Annotated in this window: 17 protein-coding genes; 8 read left to right on the top strand and 9 right to left on the bottom strand. The window is 63.4% G+C overall.

Features of this window, described 5'->3' with window-relative positions; all coding sequences use genetic code 11:
• Nucleotides 1-3: 3 nt before the first annotated feature.
• A complete protein-coding gene (locus tag JT720_RS12880; protein WP_205481708.1) occupies nucleotides 4-966 on the bottom strand; it encodes a sodium-dependent bicarbonate transport family permease in 963 nt (320 codons plus the stop codon).
• Nucleotides 967-1109: 143 nt separating this feature from the next.
• On the opposite strand from JT720_RS12880, the gene JT720_RS12875 reads away from it, so the two are divergent.
• From JT720_RS12875 to JT720_RS12865, 3 genes are all read left to right on the top strand, one after another.
• Complete coding sequence (locus JT720_RS12875; RefSeq protein ID WP_205481707.1) at nucleotides 1110-1442, top strand: hypothetical protein; 333 nt, start codon at nucleotides 1110-1112, stop codon at nucleotides 1440-1442.
• 84 nt (nucleotides 1443-1526) lie between these two features.
• A complete protein-coding gene (lipA, locus tag JT720_RS12870; RefSeq protein ID WP_205481706.1) occupies nucleotides 1527-2447 on the top strand; it encodes a lipoyl synthase in 921 nt (306 codons plus the stop codon).
• A 7-nt stretch (nucleotides 2448-2454) separates the two neighbouring features.
• Entirely contained in the window at nucleotides 2455-2916 is a 462-nt protein-coding gene (locus JT720_RS12865) for a type II toxin-antitoxin system RatA family toxin (protein WP_205481705.1), read from the top strand.
• Here JT720_RS12865 and JT720_RS12860 read toward each other — a convergent pair.
• Nucleotides 2877-3380, bottom strand: coding sequence for a CinA family protein (locus JT720_RS12860; protein WP_205481704.1), 504 nt, complete (start codon nucleotides 3378-3380; stop codon nucleotides 2877-2879). The genes JT720_RS12865 and JT720_RS12860 overlap by 40 nt on opposite strands.
• Nucleotides 3380-4519, bottom strand: coding sequence for a bifunctional 2-C-methyl-D-erythritol 4-phosphate cytidylyltransferase/2-C-methyl-D-erythritol 2,4-cyclodiphosphate synthase (locus tag JT720_RS12855; protein WP_205481703.1), 1140 nt, complete (start codon nucleotides 4517-4519; stop codon nucleotides 3380-3382). The genes JT720_RS12860 and JT720_RS12855 overlap by 1 nt, the downstream gene beginning before the upstream one ends.
• 53 nt (nucleotides 4520-4572) lie before the next feature.
• On the opposite strand from JT720_RS12855, the gene dusB reads away from it, so the two are divergent.
• The 5 genes from dusB to hflX all read left to right on the top strand — a co-directional run bounded on the left by dusB (nucleotide 4573) and on the right by hflX (nucleotide 11163).
• Nucleotides 4573-5568 carry a tRNA dihydrouridine synthase DusB gene (dusB, locus tag JT720_RS12850; protein ID WP_205481702.1) on the top strand — a complete coding sequence of 332 codons (996 nt, stop codon included), beginning with the start codon at nucleotides 4573-4575 and terminating at the stop codon, nucleotides 5566-5568.
• Between the two features lie 67 nt (nucleotides 5569-5635).
• Nucleotides 5636-7939 (top strand): sensor histidine kinase NtrY-like, encoded by a 2304-nt coding sequence (locus tag JT720_RS12845; RefSeq protein ID WP_205481701.1) that lies wholly within the window; start codon nucleotides 5636-5638, stop codon nucleotides 7937-7939.
• 1 nt (nucleotide 7940) lies between these two features.
• Nucleotides 7941-9329, top strand: a complete 1389-nt coding sequence (gene ntrX, locus JT720_RS12840) for a nitrogen assimilation response regulator NtrX (protein WP_205481700.1) — start codon at nucleotides 7941-7943, stop codon at nucleotides 9327-9329.
• A 41-nt stretch (nucleotides 9330-9370) separates the two neighbouring features.
• On the top strand, nucleotides 9371-9868 hold the full coding sequence (hfq, locus tag JT720_RS12835; RefSeq protein ID WP_205481699.1) for an RNA chaperone Hfq: 498 nt from the start codon (nucleotides 9371-9373) through the stop codon (nucleotides 9866-9868).
• Complete coding sequence (gene hflX / locus JT720_RS12830) at nucleotides 9865-11163, top strand: GTPase HflX (RefSeq protein WP_205481698.1); 1299 nt, start codon at nucleotides 9865-9867, stop codon at nucleotides 11161-11163. The genes hfq and hflX overlap by 4 nt, the downstream gene beginning before the upstream one ends.
• On the opposite strand, the gene mazG is transcribed toward hflX, so the two are convergent.
• The 6 genes from mazG to metG form a co-directional block, all read right to left on the bottom strand.
• Entirely contained in the window at nucleotides 11160-11891 is a 732-nt protein-coding gene (gene mazG / locus JT720_RS12825; RefSeq protein WP_205481858.1) for a nucleoside triphosphate pyrophosphohydrolase, read from the bottom strand. The genes hflX and mazG overlap by 4 nt on opposite strands.
• 121 nt (nucleotides 11892-12012) lie before the next feature.
• Complete coding sequence (locus JT720_RS12820) at nucleotides 12013-12600, bottom strand: retropepsin-like aspartic protease family protein (protein ID WP_205481697.1); 588 nt, start codon at nucleotides 12598-12600, stop codon at nucleotides 12013-12015.
• Nucleotides 12597-13184 carry a TIGR02281 family clan AA aspartic protease gene (locus tag JT720_RS14185; RefSeq protein WP_205481696.1) on the bottom strand — a complete coding sequence of 196 codons (588 nt, stop codon included), beginning with the start codon at nucleotides 13182-13184 and terminating at the stop codon, nucleotides 12597-12599. Before JT720_RS14185 ends, JT720_RS12820 begins: the two co-directional genes overlap by 4 nt.
• Nucleotides 13181-13948, bottom strand: a complete 768-nt coding sequence (locus JT720_RS12810; RefSeq protein ID WP_205481695.1) for an MBL fold metallo-hydrolase — start codon at nucleotides 13946-13948, stop codon at nucleotides 13181-13183. Before JT720_RS12810 ends, JT720_RS14185 begins: the two co-directional genes overlap by 4 nt.
• A complete protein-coding gene (locus JT720_RS12805) occupies nucleotides 13945-14721 on the bottom strand; it encodes a TatD family hydrolase (RefSeq protein ID WP_205481694.1) in 777 nt (258 codons plus the stop codon). Before JT720_RS12805 ends, JT720_RS12810 begins: the two co-directional genes overlap by 4 nt.
• Complete coding sequence (metG, locus tag JT720_RS12800) at nucleotides 14715-16217, bottom strand: methionine--tRNA ligase (protein ID WP_205481693.1); 1503 nt, start codon at nucleotides 16215-16217, stop codon at nucleotides 14715-14717. Before metG ends, JT720_RS12805 begins: the two co-directional genes overlap by 7 nt.

Raw genomic sequence — 16217 nt, 5'->3', positions numbered from 1 at the left:
GGATCAGCCTACCAGTCCGGCGAGGCTTGCCAACAGCGGAATGCCTACCACGATGTTGAAGGGAAAGGTGATGCCAAGCGACATGGAGAGGTAGATGCCCGGATCCGCTTCCGGGAGGGCTAGACGCATGGCGGCCGGGACCGCGATGTAAGATGCACTCGCCGCGAGGATGCCGAGGGTCGCTGCGACGGGCGGTTCAAGCCCGATCGCGTTTGCGAGAAGCACAGCGACGACACCGTTCATCACCGGCAGCAGCACCGCCAGAGCAACGAGACGACGATTGAGCGCTTTTGTCTGGCTGAGCCGGCGTGCTGCGAGCAGGCCCATGTCGAGCAGAAACAGGCAAAGCACTCCGCGATAGCCGCCCTCGAACACTGGCGCGATCGGGGCGAAGCCGTCCTTGCCAGCGACTAGTCCAATCACGAAGGCCCCTACGAGCAACACCACTGAGGCGTTGAGGAGCACCTCATGGAGCAAGCTGCTCCGTGCTGCCTCGCCGAGAACAGGCGCCTCGACTCTGCTTCGGGCGAGCCATAGCCCCGTGATGATGGCAGGCGTTTCCATTAGCGCTAGCACCGCTGCCATGTAGCCCGGCACGGCCAAGCCAATGCCCTTGAGCATTTCGTTCGCGGTGATGAAGGTGACCAGGCTCACCGATCCATAGTGCGCCGCGACCGCCGCCGCTGTGGTTCGGTCGAGCCGACCAACGGAACGGAGCAGCCCAAAGGCCGGAAGCGGGATCAGGAAGGACAGGACCACTCCCGTTGCCGCGGCGAGGGCGAGAGCGACGGTTATGCCCGTCTCTGCCACGGACACGCCTCCCTTCAGCCCGATTGCGGCCATCAGGTAGATCGCCATGGCTTTTGCGAATGCCTCGGGAATGGCGAGGTCCGAACGGGCAAAGCCGGCCAGCATTCCCAGCGCGAAGAACAGGATGACTGGCGAGGTCAGTGTCTCGATGATCAAGCCAAGTCCCCCCTTGTTCCCGCCCGCCGGCTACGGCGGCATGCTTCGCTTGGCAATGTCTCGCTGTTCGCTTCGCAGGGAACATCTACCGGGGTTCGGACACTGTAGCGGAACGACAGGAGGATTCGAGAGGAGCTGACGTCATGAAGAATGTTGCACTTGCCGCCGCGCTGATGGCGGGCCTGACCGTAAGCGGCTGCGCGACGAACCGGTATGGCGATCCCTATTACAGCGGCGGCAACAGCACGGCGACGAGGGCGGCCACTGGCGGTGCGATCGGCGCTGCGGTCGGTGCGGGCGTCGGCGCAGTTGTCGGTGGCGTGTCCCCTGTAGAAGGCGCGATCGCAGGCGGCATCGCTGGCGCGGTGCTCGGCGCAGTGATCAACGGCCGGCAATACTATCGCGATACCCGGGGCTACTGTTACTATGTCGATCGCGACGGACGTCCCGTCTACGACTACAACGCCCGCTGCTAAAGCGGACTGAAGCGACGAGGTGAGGGGCGGCGGAGTCCTGCTCCTCACCTTGCCGCACTACGTTGGGACGTCTATCTGGCCGCCATGCTCACGCCCCCGGCCACCCTTCCCAAGCAGCGCAAGCCCGACTGGATCCGGGTCAAGGCGCCGACCAGCCACGGCTATGCCGAAACTCGGCGCCTCATGCGGTCCCTGAACCTCGCCACGGTGTGCGAGGAAGCCGCGTGCCCGAACATCGGCGAATGCTGGACCAAGAAGCACGCCACGGTGATGATCCTGGGCGATACGTGCACCCGGGCGTGCGCCTTCTGCAACGTCAAGACCGGCATGCCGCGCGCCGTCGATCCCCTAGAGCCGGAGCATGTCGCAACTGCGGCCGCCGAGCTAGGACTGGAGCATATCGTAGTGACGTCCGTGGACCGGGACGATCTTCCGGACGGTGGAGCCATGCAGTTCGTGAAGGTTATCCAGGCCCTCCGCCGCCTCACGCCGTCGACCACGATCGAAATCCTGACACCGGACTTCCGCAACAAGTCGGAAGCGGCCGTGGAGGCCATCATCGAGGCCGGTCCGGACGTCTACAATCACAATCTCGAGACGGTCCCGCGGCTTTACCCGACCATCCGACCGGGCGCCCGATACTATGCTTCGCTGCGCCTGCTGGAGAAGGTGAAGCGCGACGCGCCGCACATTTTCACCAAATCCGGCGTGATGGTTGGACTCGGCGAGCAGCGGCTCGAGGTCCATCAAGTCATGGACGACATGCGCTCCGCCGGTATCGATTTCCTGACGATGGGCCAGTATCTCCAGCCCACGCCCAAGCATGCGAAGGTGGAGGAGTTCGTCACTCCTGACGCGTTCAAGGCCTATGCCGCCATTGCTCGCGCCAAGGGCTTTCTGCTGGTCGCCGCCTCTCCGCTGACGCGTTCGAGCTACCACGCCGGGGACGATTTCAAGAAGATGCAAGCCGCTCGGTCGGAGCAGCTGGCGAGGGCAGGGCGTTAGGGCGCCGATGCCCCGGCACAGTGAGACCAAGCATCTGCCGTATTCGCCCGAACAGCTGTTCGAGCTGGTCGCGGACGTGAAGCGCTATGATGAGTTTCTGCCCTGGGTGACGGCAGTGCGTGTTCGCTCGTCATCGGAAACCGAGATGGTCGCGGACCTGATCGTCGGGTTCAATGCCTTCAAGGAGCGGTTCACCAGCCGGGTTTACAAAGAACGTCCCCGGCGCATCCTGGTCGAGTATGTTGAAGGGCCGCTAAAGTACCTCAAGAACGAGTGGCTCTTCGAACCCACAGACGGTGGCGGAACCGATATTCACTTTTCGGTCGACTTTGCCTTCAAATCGCGGATCTTCGAGACTCTGGCAGGAGCGATGTTCGATCGCGCGTTGCGCAAGATGACGGGAGCGTTCGAGACGCGGGCGGCAGCCCTTTATGGAGTGAGCAACTCCAGCGCGCAGACCGCCGCCTGAAGCCGCACGCCGGCCCGTCCGCCAGAAGCGTCGAACAACTTGCTGTCGGCCACCACGTTGTCGGGATCGCCATCCCGTTCCGCGCGAGCGAACACGACTGTGCCGACCGGCTTGGCGGGTGAGCCGCCTTCCGGTCCGGCGATGCCGGTGATCGCCACCGCGACGTCTGCGCCGGAAGCCTCCAGGGCGCCCTTCGCCATCGCCCATGCGGTCGCAACGCTGACGGCTCCGAAGGTGTCGAAGACATCCTCATTTACCCGCAGCGCGGAGCGCTTGGCCTGGTTGGAATAGGTCACGTAGCCGGCCTCGAAAACTTCGGAAGATCCTGCCACCTCGGTCAGGGCAGCACTGACCAGACCGCCCGTACAACTCTCCGCGACCGCGATCCTGCGACCCGCGGCGCGGTTCTTCTCGATCACCTCGCGGGCCTTCTCGACGAGCTCCGGGGGGAGGAGAGAGTCCATCAACGTGCTTCCAATCGGATAGTGGCAACCGCTTGCGCTGCGATTCCTTCCCCTCGGCCGGTAAAACCCAGCCGTTCGGTAGTGGTTGCCTTGATACTGACTGCTCCGTGCGGAACCCCGAGAATGTCTGCAATCCGCCGTTGCATAGCCGTACGGTGAGGGCCGATCTTGGGCGCCTCGCAGATGACGGTGCAATCGACGTGGTCAATCAGGCCGCCACGCCCGCGGATGAGTGTCGCGGCATGGGAGAGGAAGAGGTCCGACGACGCGCCTCTCCAACGCGGGTCCGATGGCGGGAAATGCTGGCCGATGTCCCCCAGGGCTGCTGCTCCAAGCAGAGCGTCGGTAATCGCGTGTAGCACCACATCGGCGTCGCTGTGGCCAGCCAAACCGCGGTCGTGATCGATCTCGATACCACCCATGATCAAGGGGCCAGAGCCTTCGAAAGCATGCACGTCGAAGCCCATTCCAGTGCGGGAAGTCATTCGTGCAGCGAGCATGTTTTCCGCACGTTCCCAATCGCTTGCAGTGGTAAGCTTATCGAGCATCTGATCTCCGGCCACCGTTGCGACTCTCAGCCCTGCGTTGAACATGACGGTGGACTCGTCGGTTGCGCCGGCGCCTCCGGCTTCCTCGAACGCGAAGAGCAGGTCTTCGGCATGGAATGCCTGGGGCGTCTGGACCCGGAGCATCTGCGCTCGGCTGACCGTTCCACGCAATTCGTTGTCGCCTTTGGCGAGAGTGTCGGCAACGGGCAGCACCGGAACCGCACCATCCGCCTCTCCCAAGGCATCCAGCAATCGGTCAACGACGTCCGGCGGACAAAAGGGTCGTGCCGCGTCGTGCACCAGCACCACTCCCTCGCTGATCGCCTGTAGGCCCGCGCGGACACTGTCGGTGCGCTCCGCACCTCCGATGATGAGTTCCCCAACGTCGAGACCCTTCAGGGCGTCGAGCGCCATTTGCTCCTGGCCAGATCCGATCACGACCCGAACGGAGTCAATCTTGGGGTGCTCCGTAAAGGCCTCCACGGCATGTCGCAGCGCCGGTTTGCCCGCAAGCAGGCGATACTGCTTGGGCAGACCTCCGCCCAGGCGCTCTCCCTTTCCGGCGGCGACGATGAGTGCGGTGATTGCCATCAGGTCCGCGCCTTGCCCGCAGTTGCCGCTTCCTGTAAAGGCGCGACCCTCTCATGACCTCATACAAGCCCATCACCGTCGGCCCGGTCCGTATCGACGCGCCTGTCATCTTGGCGCCGATGACGGGCGTCACAGATCTGCCGTTCCGCAAGGTCGTGAAGCGCTACGGCGCGGGGCTGACCGTCAGCGAGATGATCGCGAGCCAGGCGGCGATCCGCGAAACACGCCAGAGCCTGCAGAAGGCCTTGTGGGACCCTGCGGAAGAGCCCGTGAGCCTCCAGTTAGCCGGCTGCTCGCCCGTGGAGATGGCCGAGGCGGCCAGGCTTAACGAGCAGCGCGGCGCTGCCATCATCGACATCAACATGGGTTGCCCCGTCAAGAAGGTGGTGAACGGGGACGCGGGCTCCGCCCTGATGCGGGACCTGCCGCTTGCTGCTTCGATCATCGAGGCCACGGTGAAGGCGGTAAAGATCCCGGTCACCGTGAAGATGCGGATGGGCTGGTGCCATGACAGTCTGAACGCGCCGGAGCTCGCACGGCTTGCGGAGGATCTCGGGGCGAAGATGATCACTGTTCACGGTCGCACGCGCAACCAGATGTACAAGGGCTCGGCCGACTGGAGCTTCGTACGGCGAGTCAAGGAGGCGGTCAGCCTGCCGGTGATCGTCAATGGGGACATCTGCTCGTTGGAGGATGCGCGCGAAGCCCTTCGCCAGTCCGCCGCCGACGGTCTCATGATCGGTCGCGGAGCCTATGGCCGCCCGTGGTTGCTGGGGCAGATCATGGCGGATCTCGCGGGAGGAGCGCGCCCGGAGCCGAGCATGGACGAGCAACTCGCCATCATCCTCGAGCAATATGACGCCATGCAGTCACTCTATGGCACGCAGACAGGCGTGAATCTCGCGCGCAAGCATATCGGGTGGTACACGAAGGGTCTGCCCGGCTCGGCCGAGTTCCGGAACAAGGTGAACACGCAGGACGATCCCCGGGTGGTCACCGCTATGCTGCGCGATTTCTATGCGCCATGGCTGAGCGCGGCGGCCGCCTGAAAAAAGTTAACTGAGCTCGCAACTACTGTGTTCTTTATGCAACGCGGGCGTGCTACGTCCCGCGCCGATGGACGCACGCGCGGCTTCTTCCGACCTGAACGACAAGCCTCCGAGCCTGCGCCGCTGGCTCGCGGCAGAGCGGGCGAACGGCCGATTCTACCGGGTTCTGGAGTTAGTCGCAGCCGGCATCCTGCTGGTCATGCTCGGGACGAGCTACTCCATTCTTGCGCGGGGGGACCCAGGCAATACGCTTGCACCACTGCTGATTGCGCTCCTGCTGGTCGCCAACCTCATCCCGGCGATCGGCCTGATGGTCTTGCTAAGCCGCCGGGTCGCGATGCGCCGGGCCGAGAGAGGGGGACTGGGCACCGGGCGGCTGCATACGAGACTTGTTGCCCTGTTCTCCGTCATCGCGGCTGTTCCGACGGTCCTTGTGGCCATCTTCGCGTCTCTGCTGCTGCAGAGCGGGTTGGAGTTCTGGTTCTCGGGCAAGGCCCGAGGGATGTTCGAGAGCGCTGTCCAGGTCGCGCGCAACGTCTACCAGTATGAACTGTCACGTGTCGGAGAAGAGGGTTTTGCCATGTCGAACGACGTGGCCGGCTACCTGCGCGACCTTCCTCCCGAGCAGATTTCCCAAGGTGTCGCCTACCAGGTGTACCGCCGCAGCCTGAACGAGGCCGCGGTGATCACGATTGGACCCGATGGCGTGATCCGGACGGAAGCGGTTGTGAACGGCTACGACGGGATGATCGATGCCAAGCGCATCGCAGCTGCGGTCAAGGCTCTGGCGGGCGGCGTCAAGTTTGTCGATGCGCGCACACCGGGGCGGGTCTCGATCCTGACGCCGCTCCCACTGGGGCAACAGACGTACCTGTACACGGCCCGCTGGGTCGATCCGGAGATCGGCGCCCAGATTCGCGGTGCCGACAATATCATGACGGATTACCGGGCGCTGCTGGAGCGATCCCGCATCAACCAGCTGCGGTTCAACGCGGCGCTCTTGGTGGGAGCGCTCGTGATTGTTGGGCTGGCGATCTTCTTCGCGCTGCAGATCGCCGACCGGCTGGTGCGGCCGGTCGGTCATCTGGTGAACGCTGCGGGCCGGGTCGAGGAGGGCGACTTCACGGCTCGCGTGCCGATCGAGCGGTCGGATGACGAGATCGGCGTCCTGGCTGACGCGTTCAATCGAATGACCGGGCGCCTGGAGGAGCAGACTGGAGCTCTCCGGTCGGCGAATACGCAGCTTGATACCCGCCGGGCGTTCATCGAGGCGGTGCTGGGCAGCGTCACGGCGGGGGTGATCGCACTCGACAACCAGGGGCAGATCCTGTTGATCAATCGGTCGGCCGAGACCCTGCTCCAGCATGGTGAGCAGGCGGTAGAAAGGCGTTCACTCCCGGAGGTCTCGCCCGAGCTGGACGAATTCCTCGCGAACGAGTCCCGCGAGGCCGATGTCATGGTTCGGTCCGAGCATGGCCAGCGGACGCTCGCGGTGAAGCGGGTGCGCTACTCGGACGGCATCGTCCTGACTTTCGATGACATAACCGACCAGCTCGCCGACCAGCGCCGAGCCGCCTGGTCGGACATCGCCCGACGCATCGCCCACGAGATCAAGAACCCGCTGACACCGATCCAACTCGCGGCCGAGAGGCTCCAGCGGCGATACGGGAAAGAGATCGCGAGTGATCCCGACACCTTCCAGCGCCTCACGGAGACAATCGTCCGGCAGGTCGGTGATCTGAGGCGGATGGTGGACGAATTCTCCAACTTCGCGCGAATGCCCAAGCCGATCTTCCGTGAGGAGAACGTGCACGACATTGCCCGCACGTCGCTATTCCTCCACGAAGTTGCCCATCCCGGGATCCACTTCAGCCTCGATCCGCCCGCCGGTGACATCCGGATGGTGTGCGACCGACGGCAACTCTCCCAGGCCCTCACCAACGTGGTCAAGAACGCGGTAGAGGCGATCGAGGCTCGTCGCACCCGCGGCGATCACAATCTGGAAGGCGACCGCGTCGCGTTGGCGATCCGCCGGTGCGAGCACCAGTTGGTCATCGACGTGACCGATACGGGGGTGGGCCTCCCTGAGGAACGGGAGCGCCTGACCGAACCTTACATGACGACCCGCGTGCGCGGCACCGGCCTTGGCCTCGCGATCGTCAAGAAGATCGTCGAAGAGCATGGTGGGGAGATTGCTTTCCTGGACCGCTCCGGGGGAGGAACGCACGTGCGAATTGCGTTCGACATCAACCGCTTGGCAGTCCTTGCCGATGCAAGCACTGAAGACGAAACTGGCACGTTGGCTGCGGAAGAACGTGGACCGCAGCGGCGCGCCGATGACTTGAACACCGACAATGAGGAGTCGGCCTGAGATGGCGTTGGAAGTTCTGGTAGTCGACGATGAGGCCGATATCCGTGAGTTGGTGGCCGGGGTGCTCGAAGACGAGGGCTATGCCGTCCGCTGCGCGTCGAACAGCACGGAAGCGCTGGACGCCATCGAGGAGCGGCGGCCCAGCCTGGTGCTGCTGGATGTCTGGCTGCAGGGGTCTCGTCTCGACGGGCTGCAGCTGCTCGAACAGGTGAAGCGTCGCGATCCAACATTGCCCGTCCTGATGATCTCGGGACACGGCAACCTGGACACGGCCGTTGCGGCGATCCGGGAAGGCGCCATTGACTTCATCGAGAAGCCCTTCGAGGCCGGGCGTCTCCTCCATCTGGTCGGACGTGCCACTGAAACGGATCGCCTGCGGCGAGAGAATGCGACGCTGCGGGAAAGGGCAGGGCACGACGAGCAGCTGAACGGGAACTCCGTCCCCATCAACAATGTCCGAGCGACGCTGAAGCGCGTCGCCCCGACTGGCAGCCGCGTCCTCATCACCGGCCCCGCCGGAGTGGGCAAGGAGATCGCTGCCCGTACCATTCACAGCTGGAGCACCCGCGCAGCCGCGCCGTTCATCGTGGTCTCGTCCGCGATGATGGAGCCGGAGCGGGTCGAAGAGGAGCTGTTCGGGAGCGAAGTCGACGGCGTTGCGCGCCCGGGCCTCCTCGAGCAGGCCCACGGGGGCACCCTGTTCCTCGATGAGATCGCGGACATGCCCTTGACGACGCAGGGTAAGATCCTGCGCGTCCTCACCGATCAGAGCTTCACTCGCATTGGAGGTCAGCGTCCCGTCAAGGTGGACGTGCGCGTGCTCTCGGCAACCTCGCGCAACCTGCAGGAAGAGATCGCCAACGGACGCTTTCGTGAAGACCTCTACTATCGTCTGAACGTCGTGCCGGTTCGCATCCCTGCTCTGCGTGAGCGACGGGAGGACATTCCCGAACTTGCCAATCATTTCCTTGCCCGTTTCGCGGCCGAACGGCGGATGCCGGCTCCGCCTTTGTCGGAAGAGGCACTGGCGGCACTGCAAGCGCACGAATGGCCCGGCAACGTTCGTCAGCTGCGCAATATCATCGAGCGAACAGTGATCCTTGCACCGTCGGATCGTCTTGGCCGCATTGATGTCGACCTGCTCCCTCCCGAGGTGCTCGACCAGGGCGGAAGCTCCGGATTGAACCCCGCAACCCTGTCGATCATGGGTTCGCCGCTTCGGGAGGCCCGGGAGAGCTTCGAGCGCGAGTATCTCCGGGTGCAGATCCGGCGGTTCAGCGGCAACATCTCGCGTACCGCATCCTTCATCGGCATGGAGCGTTCGGCACTCCACCGTAAACTGAAGGCGCTCGGCCTGGGAGACAAGGGACAGCCCGGTCAGGAAGAGTAAGCGGCAGCAGCCGCAACAAGAACAAGAAGAGGCGTGAACAAGTGCCCGACAAACCATTGAGCCTGCAGGATCATTTCCTGAACAGCCTGCGACGTTCCAAGACTCCGGTGACTATCTTCCTCGTGAAGGGCGTGAAGCTGCAAGGCATCATCACCTGGTTCGATGCCTTTTCGCTCCTGCTGCGCCGCGAGGGCGTCAGCCAGCTAATCTACAAGCACGCCATGTCCACGATCATGCCGGCGGAAACTCCAGTCGACCTCGACCTGTCGAGCTTCACCGGCGATCGCGTCGGGGAGGGGAGGGCAACCCTCCAGGATCAATTCCTCGCCGCTGCAACCCGGCAGCAGGAGGCCATGACGGTGTTTCTCGTCAACGGCGTCATGCTCCAGGGCGAGGTTCTGGCGTTCAACCGCTTCTCCATGCTGCTGGGTCGCCGCGGGCAGATGCAGCTCGTCTACAAGCACGCTGTATCGACCATTCAACCGGGTCGCCCGCTTGCACTGGGCGATGCGACGGATGAGGAGGGCGGTTCGAAATGAGCACCTTCAACCGTGCGTCCCAGGATGGAATTGCGCGGGGCGAGCGCGCGCTCCTCGTGCTTCCCGATCGTTCTGGCGAGAGCAATGCTCGGTCGACCGACGCGAGACTGGACGAGGCGGCGGGCCTCGCTGCGGCGATCGGAATCAACGTGGTCGGCAGGCGCGCGTTCAGGATACGGCAGCCCCGCCCCGCAACGCTGTTCGGGAAGGGACAAGTCGAGGAGATCGGATCGCTTGCCGAACAGCATGATGCTGGTCTGTTGATCGTCGATGCCGCCTTGAGCCCGGTTCAGCAGAAAGGCCTTGAGGAGCAGGCCAAGGCCAAGGTGATCGATCGCACAGGCCTTATCCTGGAGATCTTCGGTGAACGGGCCGCCACCGCCGAGGGTCGACTACAGGTCGAGCTTGCCCACCTCGATTATCAGGCCGGGCGACTGGTGCGGAGCTGGACTCACCTCGAGCGGCAGCGCGGTGGTTTCGGCTTTCTCGGCGGGCCCGGCGAAACGCAGATCGAGGCGGACCGCCGGCTGATCCGGGATCGCATGGCAAGGATCCGGAAGGAACTGGAGCAGGTGCGCCGCACGCGCGGGCTGCATCGCGACCGCCGTCAGCGGGCGCCCTGGCCAGTGATCGCGCTCGTCGGTTACACCAACGCGGGCAAGTCGACGCTCTTCAACCGAATGACGCGCGCCGAGGTCTTCGCAGAAGATCTGCTCTTCGCAACGCTTGATCCAACGATGCGTGAGGTTCGGATCCCAGGCTTCGACAAGGCCATTCTCTCCGACACCGTCGGGTTCGTCTCTAACCTTCCGACACAGTTGGTGGCTGCCTTCCGCGCGACTTTGGAAGAGGTCTCGTCCGCGGACCTGATCCTTCAAATCCGCGACATCGCCCACCCGGACACGGACGCGCAGAAGGCCGACGTGGAAGGCGTTCTTGCCAGCCTCGGACTGGAGGAAGAGGGCTCGCCGCCTCGCCTGGAAGTGTGGAACAAGATCGACCTGCTGGAAGCAAATGACCGCGACGCGATGCTTAACGAAGCGGCAAGACGTGACGACGTCATCACCATTTCCGCGGTGGACGGGACTGGCCTTGAGTTACTGAGTGATGAGATTTCGCGAAAACTGAGCGGCGGTTCGCTCGTGCACCACGTCCGTGTGCCGGCGACCGACGGTAGCCGCCTGGCATGGCTCCACAGCAAGGGCGAGGTCTTGCACAGCCGAATGGAGGGAGAGAGCATCGACCTCGAGGTTCGGCTCAGTCCTGAGAACTGGACCCGCTTTCAGGGCCTCTAACGCGACTTGGCGGCGGTCCAGAGCTGCTCCTTTTCATCAAGGCTTATGGAGCTGAAGTTCTCAGCAGTCTCGATCGCGCGGAAGCGGCGTTCGAACTTCGCATTCGCCTTGCGGAGAGCCTCTTCGGGATCGATCTTGAGAAGTCGTGCGAAGTTCACGGCCGCGAACAGAAGGTCTCCAATCTCCTCTTCGCGCTCTTCGCCTGTCGCTGCCCCGTCGACCTCGTCGAGCTCCTCGAGGATCTTCGCCCTTGCGCCACTTGGGTCCGGCCAGTCGAAGCCGATCCGAGCTGCGCGCTTCTGGAGTTTGGCAGCTCGTTCAAGGGCGGGCAGGGCCAGGGCCACTCCAGCCAAGGCACTGGTGTCACTTGTCTTTCCGGCGCGTTCGGCCTCCTTCAACGTCTCCCAGCCAGGACTCTGTTCCGCGTCACCAAAGATGTGCGGATGCCGCCGCTCGAGCTTGTCGCCGACCGCCTGGAGAACCTCCGCCAGGGTGAAGTGACCTAGTTCGGATGCTATCTGAGAATGGAAGACGACCTGTAGTGCCAGGTCGCCAAGCTCGTCTCGTAAGTCGGCCATGTCGAAGCGTTGGATGGCATCCGCGACCTCGTATGCTTCTTCGATGGTGTAAGGAGCGATGGTCGCGAATGTCTGCTCCCGATCCCATTCGCAGCCACGCTCAGGATCTCGAAGCAATGCCATGATTCCAGCAAGCCGCTCGAGCGCAATCGCCGCATCGGACGTTGGGTCGTGCAACGGTAATGGAGAGCTCTCGAGCGGGTTCACAACGATTAACCCGCAAGTATGATAATATGCATTATGTAAAGTCCGTTCAAGGTAGTACGCAGGCTCAAGGTTCGAGAATGAGCCAGCGGCCTTCAACTCCCCATCGATCCAGCGACGACAGGAAGTTCATGCCAAGGACGTTCAGGTCCTCGTGATCTGCGACGTGCATCAGCACATTGCGACGTTCGACGGATCCCACGCTCAGCGTGCTGGCACGTCCCATCGCGACACGAATGACGCCATTCCCGGTCCGGACAAGCTGATTGCGCTGCTCGCCAACATTCAGCCCAACGATTTGCGCTGTGTCGCGCCCGATTGTCGTCATCGTTGCTCCGCTATCGACAAGGAAGTTCACGGGTACGCCGTTGATGCGGCCCTCAACCCAGAAGTGGCCGTCGATCGCCATCGGCACTCTTATCGCGCCGGCCTGCTCCACCGGTGCACCGGTCGCCTCCGCCTTAAGCCGTTGGGCGACGTAGCTCAGGTCATCTCTGAAGGTGAAGACAACGAAGCCGGCGCCGAAGATCGCCAGCCAGGCGACTGCGACCGTGAGCGTCGTCGCGAACCTGCCCCGGCGACTGATCAGCGTTCCAGCCACGAGCATCACGGCCATGAGGATGTACAGGCTGCCGAGCTGCAGGTCGTTGGTCATGCGCGCAAAACGAGCGTGTTGCCCTGAACGCCCCAAGAGCGGAGCGAGGAAAGGAAGTTCATGCCGAGGACATTCAAGTCTTCCGACGGATGGACGTTCACGGCGATGTCCATCCGCCTGATTGGACCGAGCTCGACCACGGACGCTCGACCGCGCGGCATGGCAATGGTGCCATTTGCCGTGGACACGATATCGGCGCGCATACCGGTCTGGATCCCGGCTGCGTCCGCTACAGATCGCGAGATCGTGGTCGTCGTGGCGCCGCTGTCGACCAGGAATCGAACATCCTGGCCGTTGATCTGAGCTTCGACCCAGAAATGGCCGTCTTCTCTCATCGGGACCCGGATTTCTCCGCCCGACATCGTGACCGTTGGCCCCGACACCTCACTTTTCAGCCGAGCACCGAGCGCCCCGAACTCGCCACGGAACGCAAAGAGCGCGAAGCCCACGCCAAATATGGCGACCCACGCCAGGAGCATCTTGGCAGCCTTGCCAGCCGACAACCGCATGCCGACCAGCGAGCTTGCGACAAGCATGATCACCAGCAGGAGGTAAAGCGCATTGGGAGCCAGGTCCGGATTCACGTCAGCTCAATCTCCTGCCCGTCGAACGCGGGTGCTGCCCAATCGGGCAGTTCCTGCCTTAGCTGGGCGTGGTCCATGCTGTTGTCGAGGTGCGTCAGCAGCAATTGGCCGACCCGAAGATCTCTGGCCCACCCGAGCACCGCATCCAGATGAGCATGGGTGGGGTGCGGGCGTCGGCGGAGGCAATCCGCAACCCAGACATCGACCCCAGTGTACAGCGCTGCCATCCGCTGAGTGAGTTCCACGAAGTCGATCCCATAGCCGAGCGACCTGTCACCCTCCTCCATCCGCATCCCCAGGGACGTGATGCGGCCGTGAGGCTGATCCACAAACCGGATCGTGGCTCCCTCGAGCATCCAATCCTCCTCGATGGGGTGACTGGTGAGGACCGCAGGATAGAGCGCGTTGCCGCTGAATAGATAGGTGAACCGATGTTGGAGTCGGTCGAGCAAATCGCCGCGGCCGTGCACGGGTACCTGGTCTCCTCGATTGTGAGCCACTTGTCGGAGGTCGTCGAGACCGTGGCAATGGTCGGCATGATCATGCGTGATGATGACCCGATCGACAGTGCCGACGTTTGCGTCGAGCAGCTGCGCCCGCATATCAGGACCGGCATCGATCAGGATCGCCTGGCCGCCCAGCCATGCCAGTGCCGCCGAGCGGGTCCGGCGGTTCTTCGGCTCGGCTGGATCAACGCTGCCCCAGTCATTTCCGATCCGCGGGACGCCCGACGAAGTGCCAGATCCGAGGATCCGAAACTTCATGCAAACGCCTTGGGAAACAGTCGCCGAAAGTTCGCCGTGGTCCGATCGGCGAGCTCTTGCACAGTTTCACCCCGAAGCTCGGCAACGAAGGCAGCCGTGTCGGCCACGAACGCCGGCTCGCACGTCTTCCCACGGTTGGGCACGGGGGCCAGGAACGGCGCATCCGTCTCGACCAGCAGTCGATCCGAAGGGATGGTCTTCGCGATCTCCTGAAGGTCCTTGGCATTCTTGAATGTCACGATTCCCGAGAGGGAGATCAGGAAGCCAAGCTCCAGCCCCTTCTCCGCCAGCCAGGCGGTCCCGGTGAAGCAATGCAGCACGCCGCTGATCCCGCCTTGCTCGACCGCCTCGGTCATGATCGCGATCGTATCTTCTTCGGCATCTCGCGTGTGGATGACGACCGGCAACCCAGTCTCCCGCGCGGCGATGAGGTGGGCTCGGAAGCGATCACGTTGAGCCGCGCGGTCCGATTTGTCGTAGTAGTAATCGAGGCCGCACTCGCCGATCGCAACGACCCTGGGGTGAGCGGCGGCTTCGACCAGGGCTGCGGCGCCGAGGTCGGGGTGCGCATCGGCCTCATGCGGGTGCACGCCGATGGCAGCCCAGACATCCCGGTGGCGCTCGGCCGCTCTGACCACCTGGCTCCACTCGGATTTCCGCGTCGAGATGTTGAGGAACCCGCCCACTCCGCGGGCACGTGCGCGGTCCAGCACTCCCGTCTCATCCTCGACGAGACCGGGATAGTTCAGATGGCAGTGACTATCGATCAGCATGACTCGGCCGCTTCGAGCTCGAGCCGGGGGAAGATCGGTTGAGGCTGGGTGATCCGACCTACCCCTCTCCCCTCCTCGATGTAGGACAGTAGCTTCTCAGACGCCGCGGGAACCACGGGCGCCACCGCCCGCGCCAGACGCTCGACGGCGATCGCCAGCGTCCCGAGTACCTCGGACATGCGGTGGGGGTTGGTTTTGCGGAGGGCCCAGGGAGCTTGTGTGTCAACATAGGCGTTGCATGCAAAGACCGCGTTCATCCACGCTTCGAGGCCTGCGGAGAAGTTCAACGCGTCGAATTCAACGGTCAGGGCGTGGTTTCCGCGATCCACCTGGGCGAGAAGTTCCTGGTCGGCGGATTCTTGACCTGCGGGAGGAACAACGCCGTCCAGGTTCTTGAAGATCATGGAAAAGGTTCGCTGGGCCAGGTTGCCGAAGCTGTTCGCAAGTTCGGCGTTCGCGCGCGTCACGATCGCCTCGTCGGAATAGCTTCCGTCCTGTCCGAAGCTGATCTCCCGCATCAGGAAGTAGCGCAGCGCGTCCACCCCGAACTTTTCCGCCAATTGCATCGGGTCGACGACGTTGCCGACGGACTTGGACATCTTCTCCCCGCGCGCGAGCAGGAAGCCATGGCCGAACACCTGCTTTGGCAACGGCAGGCCGGCGCTCATCAGGAAAGCCGGCCAGTAGACCGCGTGAAAGCGCACGATGTCTTTTCCGATGAGGTGGATGTCGGCCGGCCAGTAGCGTGCGAAATCCCCTTCTCGGTCGGGGAAGCCGACTCCCGTCATGTAGGTGGTCAGGGCATCCACCCAGACATACATTACGTGATCGGGGGAGCCCGGCACTCGCACGCCCCAGTCGAAGCTCGTTCGCGACACGCTGAGATCCTTGAGCCCGCCCTCCACGAAGCGGACCACCTCGTTGCGGCGGCTCTCCGGACGGATGAAGTCGGGCTGTTCGGAATAGAGGCGCAGCAGCGGCACGGCATAACGCGACAGGCGAAAGAACCACGTCTCCTCCGTCGTCCATTCCACGGGAGTACCTTGGGGCGAGAGTTTCTGTCCGTTCTCGTCAGTGGTGAGTTCGCTTTCGTCGTAAAAGGCCTCGTCCCGGACCGAGTACCAGCCCTCGTAGCGATCGAGATACAGGTCACCCTGCTCTTCCATCGCTTTCCAGAGGGCGACGCTCGCGGCCTCATGCCGCGGCTCCGTGGTCCTGACGAAAGCATCATAACTGATGTTCAGGACTGCACACATCTCCCTGAAATAGCTCGACATTTCATCGGCGAACTCGAGCGTGTCGCGGCCTTGCGCACGGGCAGTCTGAACCATCTTGAGCCCATGCTCGTCCGTGCCGGTCACCAGCCTCACGTCGCGACCCTGCGAACGCTGGAACCGGGCGATCACGTCGGCGGCAATCGCTTCGTAAGCATGGCCGATATGAGGACGGCCGTTGGGATAGCTAATGGCGGTCGTGATGTAGAAGGGCTGCGACAT

Source organism: Sphingomonas arenae, assembly GCF_016924655.1.
GTDB classification, from domain to species: domain Bacteria; phylum Pseudomonadota; class Alphaproteobacteria; order Sphingomonadales; family Sphingomonadaceae; genus Sphingomicrobium; species Sphingomicrobium arenae.
Note: the sequence above shows the minus strand (reverse complement) of the source record. Positions and strands in the feature narration are given on the sequence as shown.

Bases quoted from the DNA above. Each gene is read 5' to 3' on its own strand.
- metG (WP_205481693.1), bottom strand. From the start codon at position 16,217: ATGTCGCAGCCCTTCTACATCACGACCGCCATTAGCTATCCCAACGGC.
- JT720_RS12855 (WP_205481703.1), bottom strand. From the start codon at position 4,519: ATGGCAATCACCGCACTCATCGTCGCCGCCGGAAAGGGAGAGCGCCTG.
- hflX (WP_205481698.1), top strand. From the start codon at position 9,865: ATGAGCACCTTCAACCGTGCGTCCCAGGATGGAATTGCGCGGGGCGAG.
- dusB (WP_205481702.1), top strand. From the start codon at position 4,573: ATGACCTCATACAAGCCCATCACCGTCGGCCCGGTCCGTATCGACGCG.
- JT720_RS12875 (WP_205481707.1), top strand. From the start codon at position 1,110: ATGAAGAATGTTGCACTTGCCGCCGCGCTGATGGCGGGCCTGACCGTA.
- JT720_RS12865 (WP_205481705.1), top strand. From the start codon at position 2,455: ATGCCCCGGCACAGTGAGACCAAGCATCTGCCGTATTCGCCCGAACAG.
- JT720_RS12810 (WP_205481695.1), bottom strand. From the start codon at position 13,948: ATGAAGTTTCGGATCCTCGGATCTGGCACTTCGTCGGGCGTCCCGCGG.
- JT720_RS12820 (WP_205481697.1), bottom strand. From the start codon at position 12,600: ATGACCAACGACCTGCAGCTCGGCAGCCTGTACATCCTCATGGCCGTG.
- JT720_RS12805 (WP_205481694.1), bottom strand. From the start codon at position 14,721: ATGCTGATCGATAGTCACTGCCATCTGAACTATCCCGGTCTCGTCGAG.
- JT720_RS12845 (WP_205481701.1), top strand. From the start codon at position 5,636: ATGGACGCACGCGCGGCTTCTTCCGACCTGAACGACAAGCCTCCGAGC.
- lipA (WP_205481706.1), top strand. From the start codon at position 1,527: ATGCTCACGCCCCCGGCCACCCTTCCCAAGCAGCGCAAGCCCGACTGG.
- ntrX (WP_205481700.1), top strand. From the start codon at position 7,941: ATGGCGTTGGAAGTTCTGGTAGTCGACGATGAGGCCGATATCCGTGAG.
- JT720_RS12860 (WP_205481704.1), bottom strand. From the start codon at position 3,380: ATGGACTCTCTCCTCCCCCCGGAGCTCGTCGAGAAGGCCCGCGAGGTG.